The following is a 22,020-nucleotide window of genomic DNA, read 5'->3' as shown; positions in this document are numbered from 1 at the left end:
AATCGGCCACGCGACCGATGAGTTCCGGGGCGAGGATCGGTCGACACAGGTGACAGCGATCCGCACGCACAGGAGGTACTCATGGCAACCGACGGTTTCACCACGTGTCTCTGGTTCGACGGCCAGGCCGAGGAAGCCGCCCACTACTACGTCTCGGTCTTCAAGAACTCCAGCATCGGGAAGGTCGCGCGCTACCCCGAGGGAGCGCCCCAGCCTGCCGGCACCGTGCTGACCGTCGAGTTCACGGCCAACGGCCACAAGTTCCTCGCGCTCAACGGCGGTCCCCAGTTCAAGTTCACCGAGGCGGTCTCCTTCATGATCTACTGCGAGAACCAGGAGGAGATCGACTACTACTGGGCCAAGCTCACCGAGAACGGCGGCGAACCCGGCCCCTGCGGCTGGCTCAAGGACCAGTACGGACTGTCCTGGCAGGTCGTCCCGGACCGGCTCCACGCCATGGTCACCGACCCGGACCCGGCGAAGGGCGCCCGCGTGGTCAAGGCGTTCATGGCGATGAGCAAGTTCGACATCGCCGAACTGGATAAGGCCTACGCGGGCGGGTGACCCCGGGCACGGCGACCGGCCGGCGTCCCGCCCGGGGATACGGCCGGCCGTCACGCTCCCTCGCCGGGACGCCGGGACGCCGGTCGGCCCTCACGCTCCCGCGCGGGGACCGCGACCAACCGTCACGCTTCCGCCCAGGGACGGGCGCCGGCCCTCACGCACCCGACTCCGCCAGGATCTCCGCGATCACATGCCGTGAGTTCTCCGCGACCGGCGGATTGGTGTGCCAGTAGTACGGCAGCGCGATGACCGCGACCGACAGCGCCCAGCCCCGGCCGCGCGCCCACTCGGCCTCGTCGGCGCCCATGGCCTCGCGGAAGGTGCCGCGGACGGCCGCGGGGAGCAGGTTCCACGCGACGATCAGATCCGCGGCCGGATCGCCCACCCCCGCGGTGCCGAAGTCGATCACGGCGGTGAGCCGCCCGCCGGTGACCAGCAGATTGCCGGGCATGAGGTCGCCGTGGGCCCACACGGGCGGCCCGGCGTGCTCCGGGGCGCGCAGCGCCTCCTCCCACACAGCCGTCACCGCCGCGGTGTCCGCCCTCCCCTCCAGCTGGGCGAGCGCCTCACGCATCGGCTCGTCACGGGTCGCCAGCGGGACACCCCGATAGCCCGTCGGCCCGTCGGCGGGGTCGATCCGGCGCAGGGCGCCGACGAGAGCGCCGAGGTCCCCGGCGAGGAGCTCGGGCTCCTCCAGGGCGCCGACGACCGGATTCCGGCCGCCCAGCCAGCGGTACACGGACCAGGGCCAGGCGAACCCCGCACCCGGGCCGCCCCGGCCGACCGGCTCGGGCGTGGCGAAGGGCAGCCGTGGGCCGAGCCGGGGCAACCAGCGCTGCTCGTGTTCGACGTCCCCGACCGCACCGGGATGCCGGGGGAGCCGTACGACCAGGTCCGTGCCGAGCCGGAACATGGCGTTCTCGGTCCCGGACGACTCCAGCCGTTCGGCGGGCAGTTCCGCCCACTGGGGGAACTGCTCAGCGATCAGCCGGCGGACGAGCGTGGCGTCGATGTCCACCTCGTCGGGACGCATCTTCAGAGCACACATGAGCGCCAACCCAAGCGTCCGCCGGGCCCGCTGTCCAACGACTTTGCCGCCCACCGCGATGCCGACGCCGCGTAACCACTGGGTTTCCGAGGTTAATTTCCGCTTCCGAAGGGTTGGCGCGAAACCATCCCCTCGTTATCGTTCACGCACTTCACTCAATCGTTCTGCTGAACGAATAGCGAGAAGGACGGTCGGTACATGTCCGACATCCACCACCCCGGACGTCGCCTGGGGCGTAAGCCGGGACGGCGGTCGGTGCTCGCCGCGGGCCTGGCCTCGGCGGCATCGCTCGGCGCGTCCTGGCTGCTGTCCGGCTGCACGGGGGCCGCGGCCGCGCCCGTCCTGCCGACCGCCGCGGCGAAGGGCGCCCCCGACCGCGGCGGCACCCTGCGCATCGCCCGGCCGCCCGCCTCCGACGCCGAGACCCTGGACCCGGCGAGCTCCCTGTCCGCGTACGAGTACCTGGGAGCCCTCTACAACCGCCTCGTCCGCGTCGACGCGAGCGGCGATCTCGCCCCCGACCTCGCCGAGTCGTGGGAGCCGGACAGCAAGGCGAGCACCTGGACCTTCCGGCTCCGCAAGGGCGTCACCTTCCACGACGGCCGCGCTTTCACCTCCGCCGACGCGGCCTACACGCTCCGCCACATCCTCGACAAGGCGACCGCGTCACCCCAGGCTGCGGTCCTCGCCCCGCTGATCGACCCCGACAAGCTGCGCACGCCCGACGCGCACACCCTCGTCGTCCCGCTCAAGACCCCCAACGCCGAGTTCCCGAGCCTCCTCACGCACTACAACTGCTATGTCGTCCCCGACGGCAGCGCGAAGTCGATCGGCCGCACCGGCATCGGCACCGGCCCCTTCAGGCTGGCGTCGTTCGCACCGGCGGGCCCCGGCCGCGTCACCGCGTACAGGGACCACTGGGCGGGCCGGCCGGTCCTCGACGCCGTCGCCTTCTTCTCCGTCGCCGACATGTCGGCCCGCTCCAACGCCCTGCTCGCCGGCCAGGTCGACCTGCTCTCCCAGACCAACCTGGACTTCGCGACCGCGCGCGTGGTCGCCGCCTCCGACCGGGCCACGATCGCCCGTGTGAAGAACGCCCAGTGGTACGTCCTGCCGATGCTCACCACCGAGAAGCCCTTCACGGACGTACGGGTACGGCAGGCGATGAAGCTCGCCTACGACCCGGAGCACGTCGTCCAGGTCGCCCTCCAGGGCGCGGGCACCACCGGCTGGGACAACCCGGTGCCGCCCAGCGATCCGAACCACATCGCCACGCATCCGAAGCACGACCCGGAGCAGGCGAAGTACCTGCTGAAGAAGGCGGGCCAGGAAGGCCTGGCCGTCGACCTCTACACCTCCTCCTACGACCCGCTGTTCACGCCCATGGCGCTCGCCTACCAGGACTCGGCCAAGCGGGCCGGCATCCGCGTCCGCGTCAAGACGGCGTCCGCGGACTCGTACTACACGCAGATCTGGATGAAGAAGCCGCTGATGGCCACCTACTGGTTCACCGGCCGACCCGTCGACCAGCTCTTCACCCAGATCTTCCGCAGCGGCTCCAGCTACAACGAGACCGCCTGGTCCGACAAGGACTTCGACGCCGTCCTGGACCGGGCGCGCGCCGAGACGGACGACGCCGAGCGCCGCGAACTCTATGGCCAGGCACAGACGTTGGTGATCGAGAGGGGCGGGGCGATGACCCCGATGTTCGCCGACCGGCTCGTCGGGATCTCGCGCAAGGTGCGCGGATACGCCGAGCACGGCTTCGAGTTCGACTACCTCAACATCGGTCTGAAGGGGGCCTGAACATGCTCTCCTTCCTCGCCCGCCGCATCGCGGCCGCCCTCGGCACCCTCCTCCTCTCCTCCGTGCTGGTCTTCCTCGCCGTCCAGGCCCTCCCCGGCGACGTCGCCACCCAGATCCTCGGCAAGGACGCCACACCGGACGCGGTCGCCGCCCTGCGGGGGCAACTCGGGCTCGATCAACCCGCCTGGGAGCGCTATTTCGACTGGATCAAGGGCGCCCTGCACGGCGACTTCGGCACCTCGCTGGTCTCCGCCAAGCCGGTCGGCGGCGAAGTCGCCATGTACCTCGGCAACTCCGCGCTGATCGCCCTGATCACCGTCCTCTTCGCGGTCACCGGATCGATCGTCCTCGGCATCCTCGCCGGCCTGTACCGCGACCGCTGGCCCGACCACGTGATCTCGACCGTCAGCCTCGTCGGCATGAGCGTCCCAGAGTTCGTGGTGGCGACCGTACTGGTCCTGTGCTTCTCGGTGGCGCTGCCGTGGTTCCCCGCGGTCGTCCTCTACGGCCCCGACGCCACCGTCGGCCAACTCCTGCCCGCCGTCTGGCTCCCCGCCCTCGCGCTCGCCGTGGTCATGGCCGCGTACATCGTCCGCATGGCCCGCACCTCGGTGATCGACGTGATGGCGAGCGAGTACGTCACGACGGCCCGCCTCAAGGGCCTGTCGACCTGGCGGGTCGTCACCCGGCACGCCCTGCCGAGCGCCCTCCTGCCCACCCTCCACGTCATCGCGCTCAACATCGCCTGGCTCGCGGGCGGAGTCGCCGTCGTCGAGAACGTCTTCAACTACCCCGGCATAGGCAAGCTGATGCTCTCCTCGGTCCAGAACCGGGACCTGCCCGTCATCCAGTCCATCGCCCTGATCAGCGCGGTCGTCTACGTCGCCTGCAATCTCGCCGCCGACCTCGGCGCGATGGCCCTCAACCCCAGGCTCCGTACCCGAGGGAGGACCCGATGACCACGCTCGACACCGCACCGGCGGCCGTCGCTGCCGAGGCGCGACCGGCCCGCGCCTGGCGCACCCTGCGCTCCTCGCGCACCGCCGTCATCGGCCTCGCGATCGTCGCCGTCCACGTCGCGATCGCCCTGCTCGCCCCGCTCCTCACCTCCTACGACCCCATAGCCAACGACGCCTCGCACGCCCTGCTCGGCCCGACCTCGTCCCACTGGGCCGGCACCGACCAGTACGGCCGCGACGTCCTCGCCCGTGTCCTGTACGGCGGCCGGTACGCGCTCGGCGTCTCCGTCGCCGCCACCCTGCTGACCGTCGCCCTGGGCACGGTGATCGGGTGCGCGGCCGCGCTGCGCGGAGGCTGGTTCGACGACGTGCTCGGGCGGGTGCTGGACGCGGTCCTGGCAGTGCCGTCGATCCTGGCCCTGCTCGTCATCGTGACGGCACTCGGCACGGGCCCGTCCGTCATCGTCCTCGCGATCGCCGTCATCTACGTCCCTCAGGTCGTCCGGGTCGTGCGGGGCGCCGCCCTCGCGGTCGTCCCGGCCGACTATGTGACCGCGGCCCGGGCACGCGGCGAGGGCACCTGGTCGATCCTGCGCCGGGAGGTCCTGCCGAACATCACGGACGTGGTGTGCGTGGAGTTCGCGATGCGTGCCTCCTGGGTCGTGCTGCTGATCTCCTCGCTGTCCTTCCTCGGCTTCGGCGCCAATCCGCCGACCCCCGACTGGGGGCTGATGGTCGCCGAGAACCGCACCGCCATCACCGTCGTCCCGATGGCGAGCCTCGCGCCCATCATCGCCCTGGCCACACTCGTGGTCGGGCTCAACCTCGCGGCCGACGGCCTGTCCAAGGCATGGGGCGTCGACCGGATCAGGGAGGGCTCCTGATGACCCCGAACGCTACGACCCCGAACGCCATGAACCCGATCGTCTCCGTCAACTCCCTGTCCGTGGCGTACCGTTCGGGTGGCCGTGACGTGCCGGTCGTGCACGAGGTGTCGCTGGAGGTCGCCAAGGGGCGGACGCTGGCCCTCGTCGGTGAGTCGGGCAGTGGGAAGTCGACTGTCGCGGCGGCCCTGTTGGGCCATCTGCGGCACGGATCGCACATCACCGGGGGCACGGTCCAGGTTGACGACTCTGACGTATTCGCCCTTCCCGCACGGGAGTTGAGGCGGCTGCGCGGCGGGACGGTCGCGATGGTCGGCCAGAACGCCGGTCAGGCGCTGACCCCCTCCATGCGCGTCGGACGGCAGATCGCCGAGGCGGGCGGCGATGTCCCGGTCGTCGACCTCCTCGAACAGGTCCGACTACCGCGCCCCGCCGAGCTGGCCCGGCGCTACCCCCACGAGCTGTCCGGCGGCCAGCAGCAGCGCGTCGCCATCGCCATGGCCATCGCGGCCCGCCCCAAAGTGCTGGTCCTCGACGAACCGACCACCGGCCTCGACGTCGTCACCCAGCGCAGCGTCCTCGACCTCATCGCCGCCCTGCGGGACGAACTCGGCCTGGCCGCCGTGCTGGTGAGCCACGACCTCGGCGTCGTCGCGCACATGGCCGACGAAGTGACCGTGCTGCGGTCGGGCCGGGTGGTGGAGGCGGCGCCCACGCGGCAGCTGTTCGGTCAGCCCCAGGACCCGTACACCAAAAGGCTGTTGGCGAGCGTGCCGCGCCTCGACGACACCGGTCTCGCGGTCGTCGACGAGACGGGGACGCGGGAGGTCAGGCCGAAGACCGTGGTGCCCGACGACGCCCCGGTGGCCGTCTCCGCGAAGGACGTCACCATCGACTACGGCAAGGCCCGTGCCGTGCACGGCGTCTCCTTCGACGTGCGGCGCGGTGAAGTCCTCGCCCTCGTCGGCGAGTCGGGCAGCGGCAAGTCCACCCTCGCCTGGACGCTGGCGGGCCTGCGCACCCCGTCCGGCGGGACGCTGACCCACGAGGCGGGCGACCTGGGCGTACCCGCGCACAAGCGGCCGCTGTCGCTGCGGCGCCGCGTGCAGCTGGTCTTCCAGAACGCGGACACCTCGCTCAACCCGCGCCGTTCGGTGGGGGACGCGGTCCGGCACCCGCTGCGCTTCTTCGGCACCGCCGACGGCCGCACCGAGGCGGCCGAGCGCGCCCGGCGCCTCATCTCCGGCGTACGCCTCGACCCGGCCCTCGCCGACCGTCTGCCCGCCCAGCTCTCCGGCGGCCAGCGACAGCGCATCGGCATCGCACGCGCGCTGGCCGGCGAGCCGGACGTGCTGATCGCCGACGAGATCACCACCGCTCTGGACGTCTCCGTACAGGCCGACGTCCTGCGCCTCCTCGACGACCTGCGCCGCGAACGCGACCTGGCCTGTCTGTTCATCAGCCACGACCTGGCCGTCGTACGCGGCATCGCCGACCGCGTCGCCGTCCTGCGCCATGGCGTCGTGGTGGAGGAGGGCCCGACGGAGGCCGTCTTCGCCGCCCCCGGGCACCCTTACACCCGCCAGCTGATGGCGGCCGCCCTCGAACCCGACCCGGACGCGAGCCCGTTGGTGGAGGACGCCCCGGACTGGACCGACGCGGCCGAGCCGGGCGATGTCTGGACCGACCTGGGGGAGGGCCACCGTGTCCGCCGCTGGGACAGCGCACCCGTGAGCACCTCTGCCAACACCCCCGTCACGGAAGGAGTTTCGTGAAGTACCGCGACCAGTTCGAGCGCCAGGTGATCCACGAGGACGTCTGGATCCCCACCCGGGACGGCGCGACCCGGTTGCACGCCCGCGTCTGGCGGCCGGCCGACGCCGAGTCCGACCCGGTGCCCGCGCTGCTCGAATACCTCCCGTACAGAAAGAGCGACTGGACCGCCCCGCGCGACGCCCAGCGCCACCCCTGGTACGCCGGACACGGCTACGCCTCCGTCCGCGTCGACATCCGCGGGCACGGCGACAGCGAGGGCACTCCCGGCGACGAGTACGACGCGCAGGAGCTCGCGGACGGCGTCGACGTCGTCAACTGGCTTGCCGCACAGCCCTGGTGTACCGGCAACGTCGGCATGTTCGGCATCTCCTGGGGCGGCTTCAACTCCCTCCAGATCGCCGCTCTCGCCCCCGAACCGCTCAAGGCGATCGTCACCGTCTGCTCGACCGACGACCGCTACGACAACGACGTCCACTACATGGGCGGCGCCGTCCTCGGCATCGACATGCTCGCCTGGGCCGGCACCATGCTGGCCTTCGCCTCCCGCCCGCCGGACCCGGCGAACGTCGGCGCCGACCGCTGGCTGCCGATGTGGCGCGAACGCCTCGACGCGCTCGAACCCTTCCTGCACACCTGGCTGGAGCACCAGCAGCGGGACGCCTACTGGAAGCACGGCAGCGTCTGCGAGGACTACGCGGCCATCGACGCGGCCGTCCTCGCGGTCGGCGGCTGGAACGACCCGTACCGGGACACCGTGCTGCGGCTCGTCGAGCACCTGCCCGCGGATCGCGTACGGGGGATCGTCGGCCCCTGGTCGCACCAGTACCCCGACCGCGGCCTGCCCCCGGGACCCGCGATCGGCTTCCTCCAGGAGACCCTGCGCTGGTGGGACCAGCACCTGAAGGGCATCGACACCGGCGTCATGGGGGAGCCCCTGCTGCGGGCCTGGATCACTGACGGGGTTCCGCCCGCAACGTCGTACGACGAACTGCCGGGGCGCTGGGTGGGTGACGCGAACTGGCCATCCGGGAAAGTGACTTGGGACGAGCGGGCGCTCGGCGCGAGTGAAACGCCCGTGCCCGTCCGCTCCCCGCAGCACACCGGCCTCGACGCCGGCCGCTTCTTCCCCTTCGGCAACGCGAGCGACCTGCCGCCCGACCAGCGCGAGGAGGACGGCCGCTCGGTGTGCTTCGACACGGAGCCCCTCGCCGAACGCGTCGAGATCCTCGGCCGCCCCCGCGTCCGGCTCCGCCTCGACAGCGCCACCCCGCGCGCCCATGTGATCGCCCGCCTCTGCGATGTCGCCCCGGACGGCTCGTCCACGCTGGTCACCCGCGGGGTGCTCAACCTGCTGAGCCGGCACGGCAGGGACCGGGCCGTCGAGTGGACGCCGGGAACCTACGAGGACGTCGAGTTCGAGCTCAACAGCAACGGGTACGCCTTCCCGCCCGGCCACCGCATGCGCGTCGCCGTCTCCGACGCCTACTGGCCGTGGGTGTGGCCGCACGGCGAACGGGGCGAGCTGCGTGTCGTCCCGGCCGACAGTGCCGTACTCCTGCCCGTGCGGGAGCTGGTCGACGGGCCGCCGATCCGCTTCGAGGAGCCCGAGCAGGCCCCGCCGCTCGCCGTGACCTACGACCGACCCGCCGACCCGGCGCCCGAGCGGCTCGTCGCGCACGACGTGGCGAAGGGGGAGTGGACCCTGGAGGTCGATCCCAACTACGGGGGATCGCGGACGTATCCGGACGGGCTGCGCTACGAGGAGAGTGCGCGGGAGACCTATCGCATCCGCGGCGACGACCCGCTGTCCACGCAGGCGGTGTCCGAGTGGCGCGTCCGGCTGCGGCGCGGGGACGAGTGGGACGCTGAGATCATGGCGCGCACGGAGCTGCGCGCCACGGCCGCGGACTTCATCATGGACAGCCGCATCGAGGCACGGGCGAACGGAGAGACAGTGGCCAAGCGCGCATGGCACCGCACCACCCCGAGGACCTCCGGATGACGGCCGCCAAGCCCTCCCAGGCCGCCAAGCCCGCGAAGAGCCCGCGCCGTGCCGTCGCCGCCGCCGACCGCACCCGCCAGCCCACCGAGGTGCGCCGCCGGCTCATCGTCGAGGCGGCCGTCCCGCTGATCGCCGAGCGCGGCTACGCCTCGGTCGGGGTGCGGGACGTGGCCGCCGCGGCCGGAGTGTCCGTGGGCACCGTCACCTACCACTTCGGCAGCGTGCAGGAGATCCTCTCCGAGGCGATGGTGCTGCACATCGAGCGCTACTACGCCGAGCTCAGTGAGACCGCCGGGCATGCCTCCAGCGGGGCCGAGGCGCTCCGGCTGCTGGTCGACGCCCTGTTCACCGAGGACACCGACCGGCACTGGCGGATGTGGTTCGACTACTGGAACGCGGGCGACCAGGGGACAGACGAGGCCTTCGTGCGCGGCCAGGCCGAGCGCTACGAGGCCTGGCACCGGCAGATCCGCGCCCTCGCCGAATGGGGCGTCGCAGACGGCGAGTTCATTGGTGACGACCTCGACGGCTTCACGGTCCGCTTCGCCGCCCTCGCCGACGGCCTCGCACTGCAACGGCTGCGCCAGGCACCCCCGTTGAGCACCGAGGACGCCCGCCGCCACCTCAACCGGCTCATCGAGACCGAGCTGCGACGCCGCTCACCGGCGTGACCGGTCAGACCGGGTCGGCGCCCAACTGCGCCAGCAGCTCCAGCAGATCGGTGAGCGGCAGCGGCTTGGCGAGATGGGCGTCGAAACCGGCCGCCCGGGAGAGCGAGCGGTCGGTGCCCTGGCTGAACCCGGAGACCGCGATCAGTCGCGGCCGGTCGCCGTGCGGTCGGGAGCGCACGGTCCTGGCGACCGTGTAGCCGTCGATGTCCGGCAGGCCCAGATCGCACAGGACGACGTCGAACAGCCCGTCCCGCGTCGCCGTGAGCGCGTCCGCGCCCGTGTGGACGGCGGTGACATGGTGGCCCTGCCGGTCCAGCAGGGTGCGGTAGGTCGCGGCCAGATCCGTGTTGTCCTCCACGATCAGGATGGCCAGCTGACGCCGTACCGGCCGGGCGGCCCTGGGACGCGGCGGTTCCGGAGCCGCGGAGTCGGCCACGGGCAGCAGCACCGTGAACGTGGCACCCTTCCCCGGTCCGTCGCTGAGCGCGGTGATCCGCCCGCCGTGCAGTTCTACGACCGTCCGCGCCACGGCGAGACCCAGTCCGAGCCCCTCGGGAGTGTTCGGGCCGGCCGGGGCCGCCCGCATGAACACGCCGAAGAGTTCCTCGGCCTGGGCCGGTTCGAAACCGATGCCGTCGTCCCGCACGGTCAGCCGCGCCTGCCCTTCCTCGACCGCCAGCCGGACCTCCGTACGCCCGCCCGGCGGCGTGTACTTGAGCGCGTTGGACAGCAGGTTCGTCAACACCTGCGCGAGCCGCAGCCGGTCGGCGTCGACGGGCACCGGGTCGGCCGGCAGCCGGATGTCGAGGATGCGCTCCTCGTGCCCGAACAGCCCGCGGATGTCGGCACAGGCCCCCTCGACGACGGACCGCATGTCGACGCGCCCGCGCACCAGCTCCAGCCGTCCGGTCACGGCCCGCGTCCCGTCCAGCAGGTCGTTGCTCATCCGCACCAGCGTGCCCAGCTGCCGCTCAAGGACGGCCAGCGCGGGATGCCCGCCCGGCAGGTCAAGGGCCAGCAGTTCGGTGGCCGCCGTCGCGGCCGCGAGGGGATTGCGCAGCTCGTGCGAGAGCGTCGCGATGAACCGGTCCTTGGCCCGCTGTTCCTCGCGTAACTGCCGCCCCGCTGCGTCCAGTTCCGCGTTCGCCCGGCTCAGCTGCTCGTTCACCTCGCGGATCTCCCGCGCCCGCACGAACAGGTCGATCTCCATGCCCTCCGCACGCATCTGTGCCTCGGCCGCGGCCCGCTCCTGCTCGCGCCCCACCCTTCGCAGATGGACGAAGTCCGTGACGTCCTCGACGCGGTGGATGACATAGGTGACCTGCCCGCCGGCGTCGAGGACCGGGGTGTTGACGGGGCTCCAGTAGCGCTCGGCGAAGCTGCCCTCCTCGCCCGTGGGGATGTCGTACCGCTGAAGCGCCATCGTGTCCGTACGGCCCGTCGCCACCACCGTCTCCAGCGAGCGGCGCAGATTGGCGACGCCGTCGGCCGACGGGTCGTCCGGGTTGTCGGGGAACACCTCGAAGATCCGCTGCCCGACGATGTTCCGTTCCGTGCGGGTGGCCGCGAGATACGCGCGGTTGACCTCGACGATCGTGAAGTCGGGACTCAGGATCAGCAGCGGGGACAGTGTCGCGTCGAAGAGGCTGCGGAAGTCCGGGGCGGTGCTGGGCATGACGGGCTCTCAGGGGTCGAGACGGTAGCCGTACCCGCGGACCGTGGTGATGCGCGGAGCCGGTGCGGGCAGGCCGGCGAGCTTGCCGCGCAGCCGGTAGACGTGCTCGATCACGGTCGCGGGCTGCTGCCAGGACGCACCCCAGATCCGCTCCAGCAACTGCTCCGCCGAGAACACCCGGCCGGGCGCCCCGGCCAGCATCTCAAGCAGCGCGTACTCCTTGGGGCGCAGCACCAGCAGAACGCCTACCGCGGAGGCCTGGCGGGCGGCCGTGTCGATGCGCAGCGAGCCCACCTGGAGGACGTCAGGCAGCTCGGGCGGCTGCGCGCGGCGCAGCACCGCGCGGATCCGCGCCACCAACTCCCGCTGCGAGAACGGCTTGACCAGGTAGTCGTCCGCGCCGATCTCCAGGCCCGCGACCCGGTCCGCCTCCGCGCCGCGCCCCGTGACGACGATGACCGGAAGACGACTTGTGGAACGCAGCGCCCGCAGCAACTCAAGGCCGCTGCCGTCCGGCAGCCCCAGATCGAGGACGGCCAGATCGACACGGCCCTCGTACAGCACGGTCTTTCCGGCACGGGCGTCCATCGCCCAGGTGACGGTGAAGCCCTCGTGCTCCAGATAGGAACGGCACATCAGTGCGAAGTCGGGTTCGTCCTCGATCAGAGCGAGGTGTGGACGCATGCCGCATCACCTGGCCCAACTGCCGCCCGCACGTTGTGTCGCTGATGAGCGGGCGTTGATGCCCCGACCATGTGGCGAAGGTAGAACAGTAAGCACCCACGGTTCAAGGGGGAGCCGCTCAGGGGGAGTTCCGGCGCGGGCGCGTGCGGTGCGGGGATGACGAAGCCGCCGCACGGGCCCGCGCCGGAACGAGTGCCCGGCGGGCGCGGCAGGTACGAAAACGGGGGACGGAACGGCGTGCACGAGAACACCCTGGAGCCCATCACCACGGCATCCTGCCCACCTCCCGACGGCCACACCCTCCTGCGTTCGGGGGACGAGCTGCTGGTCGTGGGGCTGCGCGGCGACATCGACCTCGCGACCGCGACCCGTCTGCGCCTGTGGCTGGACGCGGTCGTCGCGATGCGTGCACCGGCCTACGTCGTCGATCTGAGCCGCGTCTCCTTCATCGACTCCACCGGACTGAATCTCGTCCTGCGCCTGCGCCGCCGCGCCCTGGAAACGGACCACGGATTCGCCCTGCTGTGCGCCCCGCACACCCGGCGGCTGCTGCGCGCGCACGGCACGCTGGACCTGCTGAGCCCCGTCACCACCCTGCCTGAAGCGATGTCCGAGCTCACCCGGACACGTCGTTCACCAGTACCGCGGCCCCGTCGAACCGGCCGGCCTTGAGGTCGCTCAGCGCCTGGGCCGCCCGCGACAGCGGATAGGTGTGCGTGGTGGCGCGTACGCCGTGCCGGGCGGCCAGCGCCAGGAACGCGCGGCCGTCCTCGCGGGTGTTGGAGGTGACGCTGCGCACCTCCTTCTCGTAGAACAGCTCGCTCTCGTAGTGCAGGGGCGGGATGTCGCTGAGGTGGATGCCGGCGATCGACAGGATTCCGCCGCGGTCGAGGGCGCGCAGCGCGACCGGGACCAGGTCGCCGACCGGCGCGAACAGGATCGCGGCGTCCAGCGGTTCGGGCGGCGGCTCGTACGCGTCGCGCGCCGAGGCGGCCCCCAGCTCCAGGGCCAGCCGCCGCGCCGCCGCACCCCGCGTCAGGACGTGCACGGTGGCCCCCTCGGCCAGTGCCACCTGCGCACACAGATGGGCGCTGCCCCCGAACCCGTACAGCCCGAGCCGCCCGCCCGGCGGCAGCGACGCCCGCCGCAGTGCGCGGTAGCCGATGATCCCGGCGCACAGCAGGGGAGCCACCGCCACGTCGTCGAGACCGTCGGGGAGCCGGTAGGCGAACGCGGCCGGGACCGTCGTGTACTCGGCGTAACCGCCGTCGGCGTCCCAGCCGGTGTACTCGGAGTGCGGGCACAGATTCTCGGCGCCGCGCTGACAGTGGGCGCAGGTGCCGTCGGTGCGCCGCAGCCAGGCAACGCCCACCCGGTCGCCGAGCGCCCATCCCGTCACCGCCGCCCCGAACCCCGCGACCACGCCCACGACCTCGTGCCCCGGTGTCACCCCGGGCCGGTGCACCGGCAGGTCCCCCTCGGTGACATGCAGGTCGGTACGGCACACCCCGCAGGCGCGCACCCGCACCAGCAGCTCGTCCTCGCCGGGTACCGGAACGGGCCTCTCGACGAACCGGAGGCCCCCCTCCTCGACCGGTCGCGGCTCGGCCACCGACCATGCCCACATCGTCCCGTCCGCCATGACCGCACCCCGTCCCGCCGAAGTCCGCCCCGTCTCCTCTCCAGTCTGGAGCGGACTCACCCATTCGGCGCGCGGGTCGGCCCCTGGGTGACTAGCGTGAGAATTCGGACACCCCCCAACGAATCTCGGACACCCCCGACGAATCAACGATCAGCCAATGCGAAAGGGCCGCGCCATGGCCGTACAACCTGAAGGAACCCCCTGTTGGGCCGATGCGATGTTCAGTGACGTCGAGGGAGCCAAGAGCTTCTACGGCGACGTCCTCGGCTGGACCTTCGGCGAGGCGTCGTCGGAGTACGGCAACTACACCCAGGCCTACGCCGATGGTAAGGCGGTCGCCGCCGTCGTCCCGCCGATGCCCGGCCAGGAAGGCCAGTCGCAGTGGTGCCTGTACCTCGCCTCAGCGGACGCCGCCGCCACCGCCGCCCGGATCCGTGAGAACGGCGGCGAGGTGCTGATGGAGCCGATGCAGGTCGGCGAGTTCGGCACCATGTGCCTGGCCCGCGAACCCGGCGGCGCCGTCTTCGGCGTCTGGCAGGCCGGCACCCACGAGGGCTTCGAGGCGACTGGCGTGCCCGGCGCCTACGCCTGGGCCGAGGTCTTCACCCGCGAACCCGAGAAGACCGACGCGTTCCTGCCCGCCGTCTTCTCGTACACGGCACGGCAGATGGAGGACGACGCGATCGACTTCCGTATGTTCAACCTCGGCGACGAGACGGTCCTGGGCCGTATGAAGATGACGGAGGAGTTCCCGCCGGAGGTCCCGTCGTACATCAACCTCTACTTCGGGGTCGACAACTGCGACGACGCCGTCGCCAAGGCCACCAAACTGGGCGGCACCCTGCGGTTCGGCCCGATGGACAGCCCGTTCGGCCGGTTCGCGGCACTGAGCGACCCGCAGGGCGCGAACTTCTCGGTGATCGACATGACGACGACCGCCGGCGAGATGCCCAAGAGCACCGAAGTCTCCTGACCGGCCTCCGCGATCCGGAGCCCAGCCCGTCCATGGCATGATCGAGCGCATGCGTGAACGAGTTGTGGCCGCGTGCGACGGGGCTTCCAAGGGAAACCCCGGACCGGCGGGCTGGGCCTGGGTTGTTGCCGACGATGCCGAGACACCGACCCGCTGGGAGGCGGGGCCGCTCGGCAAGGCCACCAACAACGTCGCCGAACTCACCGCACTGGAACGCCTGTTGACGGCGGTCGACCCGGACGTACCGCTGGAGATCCGGATGGACTCGCAGTACGCCATGAAGGCCGTCACTACCTGGCTGCCCGGCTGGAAGCGCAAGGGCTGGAAGACGTCCGCCGGCAAGCCGGTCGCCAACCAGGAACTCGTCGTCCGCATCGACGAACTCCTCGACGGCCGCTCGGTCGAGTTCCGCTACGTCCCCGCCCACCAGGTCGACGGCGACCCCCTGAACGACTTCGCCGACCGCGCCGCCAGCCAGGCCGCGATCGTCCAGGAACCCGCGGGCAGCGACCTGGGCTCCCCGGTGCCGCCGCCGTCGCCCGACACACCGAAGTCCGGCGGGTCGAAGTCCGGTGCGGCCAAGTCCGGCGCTTCGTACCGCCGGGCCGGAGCCGGGTCGAAGTCCTCCGGCGGCTCCTCCTCCCGCACCATCAAGGCGAAGTTCCCCGGGCGCTGCCTGTGCGGCCGGGGGTACGCGGCCGGCGAGGCCATCGCCAAGAACGCGCAGGGCTGGGGCCACCCGGAGTGCCGCACGGCCGAGGCCTGACCAGGCTTTAACTCCGCCCGCTGAAGGAGATCACGGCCGGCCGCAACACCTACATCTGGCTCGCCACCCCCAAGGTCTTCGACGCCTTCACCTTCGCCTTCGTGGAGACCGAGCACGGCTGGATCTGGTGCTACGGCTACGGCTACTGGACGGCCACCCCCTGATCGGCCGCCCCTCCGCCGACGGCAACGCCCGCCTACGGACAGGAACGCAGGTCAGCCCTGCTCTCCATTCAAAGCGCGGCCCGCTACAGCGCCCAGTGGTACGAGAACCTGCCCCGCTACATGCAGCCAGGCTCAAGCGGTGGCTGGGACCGACCGCAAATAGCCAGGTGAGGCCGTCGGCTGTTGGGTGAATGGCAATTCACTTGTATGGTGAATTGCCATTCACCCATTCTTTTGCCGCGCCGAGCGCTGGAGTGCTGATGCAGACGAGCCTGCGGGACCGGCTGGCGGTCCCGGTACTGGCCTACGGCGCGATCCTCTACGCGGTCAACCAGACCGTGGTGGTCCCCCTGCTGCCCGACCTGCCAGGGCTGACGGGCGCCTCGCCAGGCGCGGTCTCCTGGATGGTGACCGCGACCCTGCTGTCGGGAGCCGTCCTCACCCCGGTACTGGGCCGCGCCGGCGACATGTACGGCAAGAAGCGCGTCATGGTGGCGGCTCTCGCCCTGATGACCGTCGGCTCGGTCATGTGCGCCCTGTCCTCCGACATCCGGGTGCTCATCGTGGCCCGCGCCCTGCAGGGCGCCGCCTCAGCCGTCGTACCGCTGTCCATCAGCATCCTGCGCGACGAACTCCCGCCGGAGCGGACCGGCAGCGCGGTGGCGCTGATGAGCTCCACGATCGGTATCGGCGCCGCGCTGGGTCTGCCGCTCGCGGCGCTCATCGTCCAGTACGCCGACTGGCACGTCATGTTCTGGGCCACGGCCGGCCTGGGCGCTGTGGGCGTGACGGCCGCCTGGTGGGCGGTGCGGGAGTCGCCCGTACGCGAGCCGGGCCGGTTCGACGTGCTGGGCGCGCTGAGCCTGGCCGTCGGGCTGGTCTGCCTGCTCCTCGGGGTGTCCCAGGGCGGGCAGTGGGGGTGGGGCAGCCCGCGGATCCTCGCTCTCTTCGCCGGCTCCGTCGTCGTACTCGGCCTGTGGTGGTGGCAGCAGCTGCGCACCGAACGGCCGTTGGTGGACCTGCGGTTGGTGTCCCGGCCCCGGGTCGGCCTCTCCCATGTCGCCGCCCTGCTCACGGGGTTCGCCTTCTACGCCAACTCCCTGGTGACGGCACAACTGGTGCAGGCGCCCGAGGCCACGGGGTACGGACTGGAGCTGTCGATCGTCGCCACCGGCCTGGTCCTGCTGCCCGGCGGATTCGTCATGCTGGTGCTCTCGCCGGTCTCGGCACGGATCTCGGCGGCGTACGGTCCGCGGATCACGCTCGCCATCGGCACGGCGGTCATCGCGCTCGGCTACGTGGTGCGTATCGCGGACAGCCGCGACCTGTGGATGATCATCCTGGGTGCCGCGGTCGTGGGCGTCGGGACCACCTTCGCCTACTCGGCGTTGCCCATGCTGATCCTGCGTGCCGTGCCGGTCACCCAGACCGCGTCCGCCAACGGCGTCAACGTCCTCATGCGCACGGTCGGACAGGCCGTGTGCAGCGCCGCCATCGCCGCGGTGCTGGTGCGGCACACCAGCTCGGTCGCCGGCTCCCCGGTGCCCACCCTGCACGGCTACCTGCTGGCGTTCGCGATGGCGGGCTGCGTCGCCCTGGCGGCGTGCGCGGCGGCGCTGGCCATACCCGGCGACCCGGCTTCCGGCGACGCGCGGCGCGCCCGGGGCCGCCTCAGGCGCGCGCCGGACCAGGCACTGGAGGGAGCATGAGTGCCGTGAGTACTCCACCCACCACGTCCGCGCCGGCCCGCCGGGACGCCGAGGCGACCAAGGCGGCCATCCTCAAGGCCGCCCGCCATCTCCTGGCCCGCCACGCCCACGCCGACATCACGCTCAAGGCGGTCGCCGAACGGGCCGGAGTGAGCCCGCCGTTGATCCTCAAGTACTTCGGCAACAAGGACGCCCTCTTCGCCCGCGTCATGTCCTTCGAGGCCGACGCCACCGAGCTGCTGGACGCCCCGCTCGACGAACTCGGCCGCCACATGGTCCGCCATGTGCTGGTCAGCCAGAGCGAGCGGGGCGCCGACCCCCTCGTACGGATCGCGTTCGCGCCCCTGCAGGGTTCGCACGGCGATGTCCTGCGCGCCAACTTCCGCGCCCAGGTGACCGAACGCCTCGCCGACCGCCTCACCGGCCCCGACGCGGGCCTGCGCGCCGAGCTCGCCGTGGGCACTCTGCTGGGGCTGGGCGTCATGTACGGCATAGCGCGTGGCACGCATGTGCGCGCGACCGCCATCGAGGCCGTCGTGGACCGCTACGCACCCACCGTCCAGGGACTCCTCACGCCCCTCACCCCCTGAACAGCCGCTCCAGGAAGGCGTTTTCGAACACGCCGTGCGGATCGAGCCGGTCCAGTGTCCCGGTCGCCCGCCCCCACACCGCGTCGCCGAAGGAGCCCGGCACGGCCGTGTCCAGCACCTCCTCGTCGCTCCAGACGGCGTCGTCCGTGTAGGCCCAGCCCTTGGACCACTCGACGCGGGTGAGGGCGAACCCGCCGTCGTACGCGTCGAGGAGGAACAGCTCCAACTCCCGCAGAAACGCCTCCGCGTACGCGGTGCCCGGCAAGGTCAGGACGTCCAGCCACACCGCCGTATCCCACTCGGGATGCTCGTCGCTCGGCCGCAGCGCGGACAGCAACGGGGCCTGCGCGCCGTCCAGTTCGGCGTGCGCCGGGTCGTCGAGGCCCGTCACCCTGATCTCCACCGTCCCGTTGACCGGGAACCGGCCGAGGGCGGCATACGCGGCCAGCCGCTCCCGGTAGAAGGCGGTGAAGTCGGCGACGACGCGCTGGACTTGATCCCGGGTGGTGAGCACCGCGTAGCCGTTGGCGGTGAGCCGCAGGGTCGTGGGCTTGATGTACAGCAGGGTGTTCTTGGAGGGCCCCCAGATATCGGCGGACAGTGTCGTCACGAGCCCGAGCGCGGACGCGTCGTACTGCGCATTGCCCAGCACCGGGGCCAGATACCAGGCCGCGTCCGCCACGATCCGCCCGGCCAGGTCCGACACCAGGGTCGGGACGTTGTCGGAGAAGGGGTAGTTGTACGGCGATGTCACGTGCCGTGAGGTCAGCGGTTTCGTCGGCGCGACGCTCCACACCTTCAGCCACGGGAACTCGGTGTACGCGAACCAGATCGCCTCGACCCGCCCTGCCTCCTCCAGGAAGCTCCCGAAGGTACGGCCGTCCTCGCCGGGGGCGGCGAAGAGCTCGGCGGCCGGGATGTCGACCCGGCTCACGCAGCGGAGATTGCTGTTCGCGCCCACCCGCAGCACGACCTCCGTGACCAGCGAACGCCCCAGGTGCGTCAGCAGCGCGGCGCAGTCCGCCTCGTCGCGGCCGTACGTCCGCAAGCCGTACACACCGCTGTCCTCGTCCCACACGACCGCCGTCAGCGACAGCACCCGATTGCTGAGCGAGCCGTACGTCTGACCCGGCAGGCGCTCCTCGCCCGCGGCCGGTATGGCGGTGCCGTGCGCGTCGATGGCCAGGGCGCCGCCGAGGGTCAGGTCACCGGGCGCGGGCGCGGCTGTGACGCCGAGATCGTGCTCCTCCAGGAAGGTGAGCAGCTCCTCCAGGGTGACGCCGGTGCCGGCGCGTACGGCGGACGACGACTCCAGGGCCAGGCCGGTGAAGTGCGTGGCGGTGTCGAGGAGCAGGACGGGCGATTCCGACTCCGTGCCCTCCGTGATCGTGAGCGGCGACCAGCCGTGCGACGAACCCCGGGGGCGCACGGTCCAGCCGTTTCGCCAGGCCCAGTTGACGACGTCGACCACCTGGTCCGGGCCGTCCGGCGCACAGGCCCACAGCCCGGACGCGGTGATCTCGCCGACCCAGTTCCGGTACGCCGAGCGGTACAGGGCGACATCCGCGGGGAAGTCCGGCAGCTCGGCCGCGGCGGCAGCGGGGTCCTGCACCACCAGGCCGGGCACGGCGGCCAGGGCGGCAGCGGTGAGGAGGAAGCCCCGGCGGGTCCAAGAAGGGTCTTGCGCAGGCAAGTTGCTCGCAGAATGATCAGTCACTGGCCCAAATTAGGAGCGGGTTGACACGCTTCAGCCAAGTGTCGAACTTATTCACTCTTGTGAGTGAAACATTCACAGGGAGCGGTGTCGGAGCAGCCCGTTCCGCGGGTGTCGGTGGCGGATGACAGACTGGCGGCATGGACGAGCGTGTAATCGGTAGGACGGGGCAGCGGGCATCCGTCGTGGGTCTCGGTACGTGGCAGCTGGGCGCCGACTGGGGCGACGTGGACGACAAGGAAGCCCTGGCGGTGCTGGAGGCGGCCGCCGAGTCGGGGGTCACCTTCTTCGACACGGCCGACGTGTACGGCGACGGGCTCAGCGAGCGGACCATCGCCGCGTTCCTGCGCGGCAGGCCCGACCTGCACCCGCTGGTCGCCACCAAGATGGGCCGGCGCGTCGACCAGATCCCGGAGAACTACGTACTCGACAACTTCCGCGCCTGGAACGACCGTTCGCGCCGCAACCTCGGCGTCGACACCATCGACCTGGTGCAGCTGCACTGCCCGCCCACCCCCGTCTACTCCTCCGACGAGGTGTTCGACGCCCTGGACACCCTGGTCGACGAGGGCCGTATCGCCCGCTACGGCGTCAGCGTCGAGACCTGCGAGGAGGCGCTGACCGCGATCGCCCGGCCGAACGTGGCGAGCGTGCAGATCATCCTCAACGCGTTCCGCATGAAGCCCCTGCGACAGGTGCTCCCGGCGGCCGAGAAGGCGGGCGTCGGCATCATCGCCCGCGTCCCGCTGGCCTCCGGCCTCCTGTCGGGCAAGTACACGAAGGACACGGTCTTCGCCGCCAACGACCACCGCACCTTCAACCGCCACGGCGAGTCCTTCGACCAGGGCGAGACCTTCTCCGGCGTCGACTACGCGACCGGCGTCGAGGCGGCGGCCGAGTTCTCCGCCCTCGCCCCCGAGGGATTCACCCCGGCCCAGCTGGCGCTGCGCTGGATCATCCAGCAGCCCGGTGTGACCACCGTGATCCCCGGCGCCCGCTCACCCGAGCAGGCCCGCGCCAACGCGGCCGCCGCCGAGCTGCCGGACCTGTCCGCCGAGACGCTCACCGCGATCCGTGACCTCTACGACCGACGGATCAAGGACCAGGTCGAAAACCGCTGGTAGGCGGGACACTCCCGCATTTCGGGGAACTCCTGGTGAGAGAAGGACTCGGGCCGCTCTCACCGGGAGGAATCGTGTCGGGTACACCGGACGACGTGGACAGGCGGCGGGGACGCGACGAGACCGAGGAGGAGCGGGCCGATCGCCGGTGGGTCGATCTCATCCAGGAGGTCCGGGTCGCCCAGACCGGGGTGCAGATCCTCTTCGGCTTCCTGCTCACCGTCGTGTTCACGCCCAAGTACGACGACCTGGCCCACACGGACCAGGTCATCTACGTCGTCACGGTCGTCCTGGGCGCCGCCGCCACCGGGGCCCTGATCGGACCCGTCGCCCTGCACCGCCTGCTCGCCGGGCACCGGGTGAAACCCGAGGCGGTCCGGTGGGCCTCCAGACTGACCTTCGTCGGCCTGGTCCTGCTGCTCGCCACCATGACCGCCGCGCTCCTGTTGATCCTCCGGGTGGCCACCGACGACGACTACGTGCCCTGGCTGGTCACCGCAGTCGTCGCCTGGTACCTGCTGTGCTGGTTCGCGCTGCCCCTGTGGGCGCGGCGCCGGCACACTACCGACTGACTCGCGGCGCGTCGAGCTGCCGGTCGTGGACCCGGCTCAGCGCCAGCACCGAGACCGTGGCGCCGATCAGGGCGCAGAACATGTCCCACTGCGTGTCCCACACATCGCCCTGAGTGGCCAGGAAGGCATCGGCCGCCTGCCCGCCGATCACGGCCGCCGCCCACTCGAACATCTCGAAGACCGCGCTGAACGCGAGACACGCGCACACCGTCAGCGGGGCCAGCCAGCGGCTGCCGCGCAGGGGAGAGGTGCGGATGAGCAACTCCCGTACCAGGATGGCGGGTACGAAGCCCTGCATCAGGTGCCCGAACCGGTCGTAGGGATTGCGGGCGAGGCCGAACGTGTCCCTGACCCAGTCGCCCAGCGGCACCTGCGCGTACGTGTAGTGGCCGCCCACGGCGAGCACCATCGCGTGCACCGCCAGCAGACAGCACAGCAGGTTCGTCAGCGGGAAGCGCCGCCAGGTCAGCGCGATCACCGGCAGCCCGACGATCACCCAGACCGTCTCCAGGAACCAGGTCGTGCGGTCGAGCGGATTCCAGGCCGAGACGGCCAACCCCGCGACGACGAGACCGGCGAGCAGGACGGGCAGGTGGTACCGCGGGGCGGTGGGAACAGCTGCGGATACGGCTGCGGGCATCGGGACTCTCCTTGTCGTGGGAGCCCCAGAGTGGCGGAGCGGGAGCGCGTGGACATGAGT

At 71.4% G+C, this 22,020-nt stretch carries 20 protein-coding genes and 1 pseudogene; 15 read left to right on the top strand and 6 right to left on the bottom strand.

The genetic code is table 11. The features are described from left to right. Positions 1–81: 81 nt before the first annotated feature. Complete coding sequence (locus AC5DRG_RS03400) at positions 82–564, top strand: VOC family protein (protein ID WP_491807936.1); 483 nt, start codon at positions 82–84, stop codon at positions 562–564. 154 nt (positions 565–718) lie between these two features. Here the strand turns inward: AC5DRG_RS03400 and AC5DRG_RS03395 are convergent, their stop codons facing one another. Next, on the bottom strand, positions 719–1,597 hold the full coding sequence (locus AC5DRG_RS03395) for an aminoglycoside phosphotransferase family protein (RefSeq protein WP_491807935.1): 879 nt from the start codon (positions 1,595–1,597) through the stop codon (positions 719–721). Between the two features lie 213 nt (positions 1,598–1,810). On the opposite strand from AC5DRG_RS03395, the gene AC5DRG_RS03390 reads away from it, so the two are divergent. From AC5DRG_RS03390 to AC5DRG_RS03365, 6 genes are read left to right on the top strand one after another with little or no spacing between them, the layout of a single operon-like run. After that, complete coding sequence (locus AC5DRG_RS03390; protein WP_491807933.1) at positions 1,811–3,418, top strand: ABC transporter substrate-binding protein; 1,608 nt, start codon at positions 1,811–1,813, stop codon at positions 3,416–3,418. Positions 3,419–3,420: 2 nt separating this feature from the next. Then, complete coding sequence (locus AC5DRG_RS03385) at positions 3,421–4,377, top strand: ABC transporter permease (RefSeq protein WP_491807932.1); 957 nt, start codon at positions 3,421–3,423, stop codon at positions 4,375–4,377. Continuing rightward, positions 4,374–5,261, top strand: a complete 888-nt coding sequence (locus AC5DRG_RS03380) for an ABC transporter permease (RefSeq protein ID WP_491807931.1) — start codon at positions 4,374–4,376, stop codon at positions 5,259–5,261. The genes AC5DRG_RS03385 and AC5DRG_RS03380 overlap by 4 nt, the downstream gene beginning before the upstream one ends. A 29-nt stretch (positions 5,262–5,290) precedes the next feature. Continuing rightward, positions 5,291–7,036: a dipeptide ABC transporter ATP-binding protein gene (locus AC5DRG_RS03375; protein ID WP_491812958.1), complete on the top strand. Its 1,746-nt coding sequence runs from the start codon at positions 5,291–5,293 to the stop codon at positions 7,034–7,036. Further along, a complete protein-coding gene (locus tag AC5DRG_RS03370) occupies positions 7,033–9,039 on the top strand; it encodes a CocE/NonD family hydrolase (protein ID WP_491807929.1) in 2,007 nt (668 codons plus the stop codon). The genes AC5DRG_RS03375 and AC5DRG_RS03370 overlap by 4 nt, the downstream gene beginning before the upstream one ends. Beyond that, positions 9,036–9,710 (top strand): TetR/AcrR family transcriptional regulator, encoded by a 675-nt coding sequence (locus tag AC5DRG_RS03365; RefSeq protein ID WP_491807928.1) that lies wholly within the window; start codon positions 9,036–9,038, stop codon positions 9,708–9,710. Before AC5DRG_RS03370 ends, AC5DRG_RS03365 begins: the two co-directional genes overlap by 4 nt. A 4-nt stretch (positions 9,711–9,714) precedes the next feature. On the opposite strand, the gene AC5DRG_RS03360 is transcribed toward AC5DRG_RS03365, so the two are convergent. Beyond that, positions 9,715–11,385 carry a hybrid sensor histidine kinase/response regulator gene (locus AC5DRG_RS03360; RefSeq protein WP_491807926.1) on the bottom strand — a complete coding sequence of 557 codons (1,671 nt, stop codon included), beginning with the start codon at positions 11,383–11,385 and terminating at the stop codon, positions 9,715–9,717. Between the two features lie 9 nt (positions 11,386–11,394). Then, the gene (locus AC5DRG_RS03355; protein WP_491807924.1) at positions 11,395–12,069 is read right to left on the bottom strand and encodes a response regulator transcription factor; all 675 of its coding nucleotides are present in this window, start codon (positions 12,067–12,069) and stop codon (positions 11,395–11,397) included. A 237-nt stretch (positions 12,070–12,306) separates the two neighbouring features. On the opposite strand from AC5DRG_RS03355, the gene AC5DRG_RS03350 reads away from it, so the two are divergent. After that, on the top strand, positions 12,307–12,741 hold the full coding sequence (locus AC5DRG_RS03350; RefSeq protein WP_491807922.1) for an STAS domain-containing protein: 435 nt from the start codon (positions 12,307–12,309) through the stop codon (positions 12,739–12,741). On the opposite strand, the gene AC5DRG_RS03345 is transcribed toward AC5DRG_RS03350, so the two are convergent. Continuing rightward, positions 12,686–13,696: a zinc-binding alcohol dehydrogenase family protein gene (locus AC5DRG_RS03345; RefSeq protein ID WP_491812957.1), complete on the bottom strand. Its 1,011-nt coding sequence runs from the start codon at positions 13,694–13,696 to the stop codon at positions 12,686–12,688. The two genes, AC5DRG_RS03350 and AC5DRG_RS03345, sit on opposite strands and share 56 nt — an antisense overlap. Before the next feature lie 190 nt (positions 13,697–13,886). Between AC5DRG_RS03345 and AC5DRG_RS03340 the strand changes: the two genes are divergently transcribed. The 5 genes and pseudogenes from AC5DRG_RS03340 (at position 13,887) to AC5DRG_RS03320 (ending at position 17,913) form a co-directional block, all read left to right on the top strand. Further along, positions 13,887–14,684, top strand: a complete 798-nt coding sequence (locus tag AC5DRG_RS03340) for a VOC family protein (protein ID WP_491807921.1) — start codon at positions 13,887–13,889, stop codon at positions 14,682–14,684. Positions 14,685–14,721: 37 nt separating this feature from the next. Further along, complete coding sequence (locus AC5DRG_RS03335; protein ID WP_491807920.1) at positions 14,722–15,450, top strand: ribonuclease H family protein; 729 nt, start codon at positions 14,722–14,724, stop codon at positions 15,448–15,450. Positions 15,451–15,476: 26 nt separating this feature from the next. Beyond that, positions 15,477–15,737 (top strand): annotated as a pseudogene (locus AC5DRG_RS03330) (hypothetical protein); the annotation flags it as partial. 137 nt (positions 15,738–15,874) lie between these two features. Then, positions 15,875–17,323: an MFS transporter gene (locus AC5DRG_RS03325; protein WP_491807919.1), complete on the top strand. Its 1,449-nt coding sequence runs from the start codon at positions 15,875–15,877 to the stop codon at positions 17,321–17,323. Continuing rightward, positions 17,320–17,913 (top strand): TetR/AcrR family transcriptional regulator, encoded by a 594-nt coding sequence (locus AC5DRG_RS03320; protein WP_491807918.1) that lies wholly within the window; start codon positions 17,320–17,322, stop codon positions 17,911–17,913. The genes AC5DRG_RS03325 and AC5DRG_RS03320 overlap by 4 nt, the downstream gene beginning before the upstream one ends. Here the strand turns inward: AC5DRG_RS03320 and AC5DRG_RS03315 are convergent. Beyond that, entirely contained in the window at positions 17,903–19,630 is a 1,728-nt protein-coding gene (locus AC5DRG_RS03315) for a cholesterol oxidase substrate-binding domain-containing protein (protein ID WP_491807917.1), read from the bottom strand. The two genes, AC5DRG_RS03320 and AC5DRG_RS03315, sit on opposite strands and share 11 nt — an antisense overlap. 137 nt (positions 19,631–19,767) lie before the next feature. Here AC5DRG_RS03315 and AC5DRG_RS03310 point away from each other — a divergent pair, with 137 nt between their 5' ends. Continuing rightward, the gene (locus AC5DRG_RS03310) at positions 19,768–20,751 is read left to right on the top strand and encodes an aldo/keto reductase (RefSeq protein WP_491807916.1); all 984 of its coding nucleotides are present in this window, start codon (positions 19,768–19,770) and stop codon (positions 20,749–20,751) included. Between the two features lie 71 nt (positions 20,752–20,822). After that, complete coding sequence (locus tag AC5DRG_RS03305; RefSeq protein WP_491807914.1) at positions 20,823–21,320, top strand: DUF6328 family protein; 498 nt, start codon at positions 20,823–20,825, stop codon at positions 21,318–21,320. On the opposite strand, the gene AC5DRG_RS03300 is transcribed toward AC5DRG_RS03305, so the two are convergent. Continuing rightward, positions 21,310–21,960: a DUF2238 domain-containing protein gene (locus AC5DRG_RS03300; protein WP_491807912.1), complete on the bottom strand. Its 651-nt coding sequence runs from the start codon at positions 21,958–21,960 to the stop codon at positions 21,310–21,312. The genes AC5DRG_RS03305 and AC5DRG_RS03300 overlap by 11 nt on opposite strands. Positions 21,961–22,020 lie beyond the last annotated feature (60 nt).

It is taken from the genome of Streptomyces sp. JLBG701 (assembly GCF_058544905.1).
This window is presented reverse-complemented; position numbering and strand designations above follow the sequence as displayed.

Bases quoted from the DNA above. Each gene is read 5' to 3' on its own strand.
- AC5DRG_RS03400 (WP_491807936.1), top strand. From the start codon at position 82: ATGGCAACCGACGGTTTCACCACGTGTCTCTGGTTCGACGGCCAGGCC.
- AC5DRG_RS03395 (WP_491807935.1), bottom strand. From the start codon at position 1,597: ATGCGTCCCGACGAGGTGGACATCGACGCCACGCTCGTCCGCCGGCTG.
- AC5DRG_RS03390 (WP_491807933.1), top strand. From the start codon at position 1,811: ATGTCCGACATCCACCACCCCGGACGTCGCCTGGGGCGTAAGCCGGGA.
- AC5DRG_RS03385 (WP_491807932.1), top strand. From the start codon at position 3,421: ATGCTCTCCTTCCTCGCCCGCCGCATCGCGGCCGCCCTCGGCACCCTC.
- AC5DRG_RS03380 (WP_491807931.1), top strand. From the start codon at position 4,374: ATGACCACGCTCGACACCGCACCGGCGGCCGTCGCTGCCGAGGCGCGA.
- AC5DRG_RS03375 (WP_491812958.1), top strand. From the start codon at position 5,291: ATGAACCCGATCGTCTCCGTCAACTCCCTGTCCGTGGCGTACCGTTCG.
- AC5DRG_RS03365 (WP_491807928.1), top strand. From the start codon at position 9,036: ATGACGGCCGCCAAGCCCTCCCAGGCCGCCAAGCCCGCGAAGAGCCCG.
- AC5DRG_RS03360 (WP_491807926.1), bottom strand. From the start codon at position 11,385: ATGCCCAGCACCGCCCCGGACTTCCGCAGCCTCTTCGACGCGACACTG.
- AC5DRG_RS03355 (WP_491807924.1), bottom strand. From the start codon at position 12,069: ATGCGTCCACACCTCGCTCTGATCGAGGACGAACCCGACTTCGCACTG.
- AC5DRG_RS03345 (WP_491812957.1), bottom strand. From the start codon at position 13,696: ATGTGGGCATGGTCGGTGGCCGAGCCGCGACCGGTCGAGGAGGGGGGC.
- AC5DRG_RS03340 (WP_491807921.1), top strand. From the start codon at position 13,887: ATGGCCGTACAACCTGAAGGAACCCCCTGTTGGGCCGATGCGATGTTC.
- AC5DRG_RS03335 (WP_491807920.1), top strand. From the start codon at position 14,722: ATGATCGAGCGCATGCGTGAACGAGTTGTGGCCGCGTGCGACGGGGCT.
- AC5DRG_RS03325 (WP_491807919.1), top strand. From the start codon at position 15,875: ATGCAGACGAGCCTGCGGGACCGGCTGGCGGTCCCGGTACTGGCCTAC.
- AC5DRG_RS03320 (WP_491807918.1), top strand. From the start codon at position 17,320: ATGAGTGCCGTGAGTACTCCACCCACCACGTCCGCGCCGGCCCGCCGG.
- AC5DRG_RS03310 (WP_491807916.1), top strand. From the start codon at position 19,768: ATGGACGAGCGTGTAATCGGTAGGACGGGGCAGCGGGCATCCGTCGTG.
- AC5DRG_RS03300 (WP_491807912.1), bottom strand. From the start codon at position 21,960: ATGCCCGCAGCCGTATCCGCAGCTGTTCCCACCGCCCCGCGGTACCAC.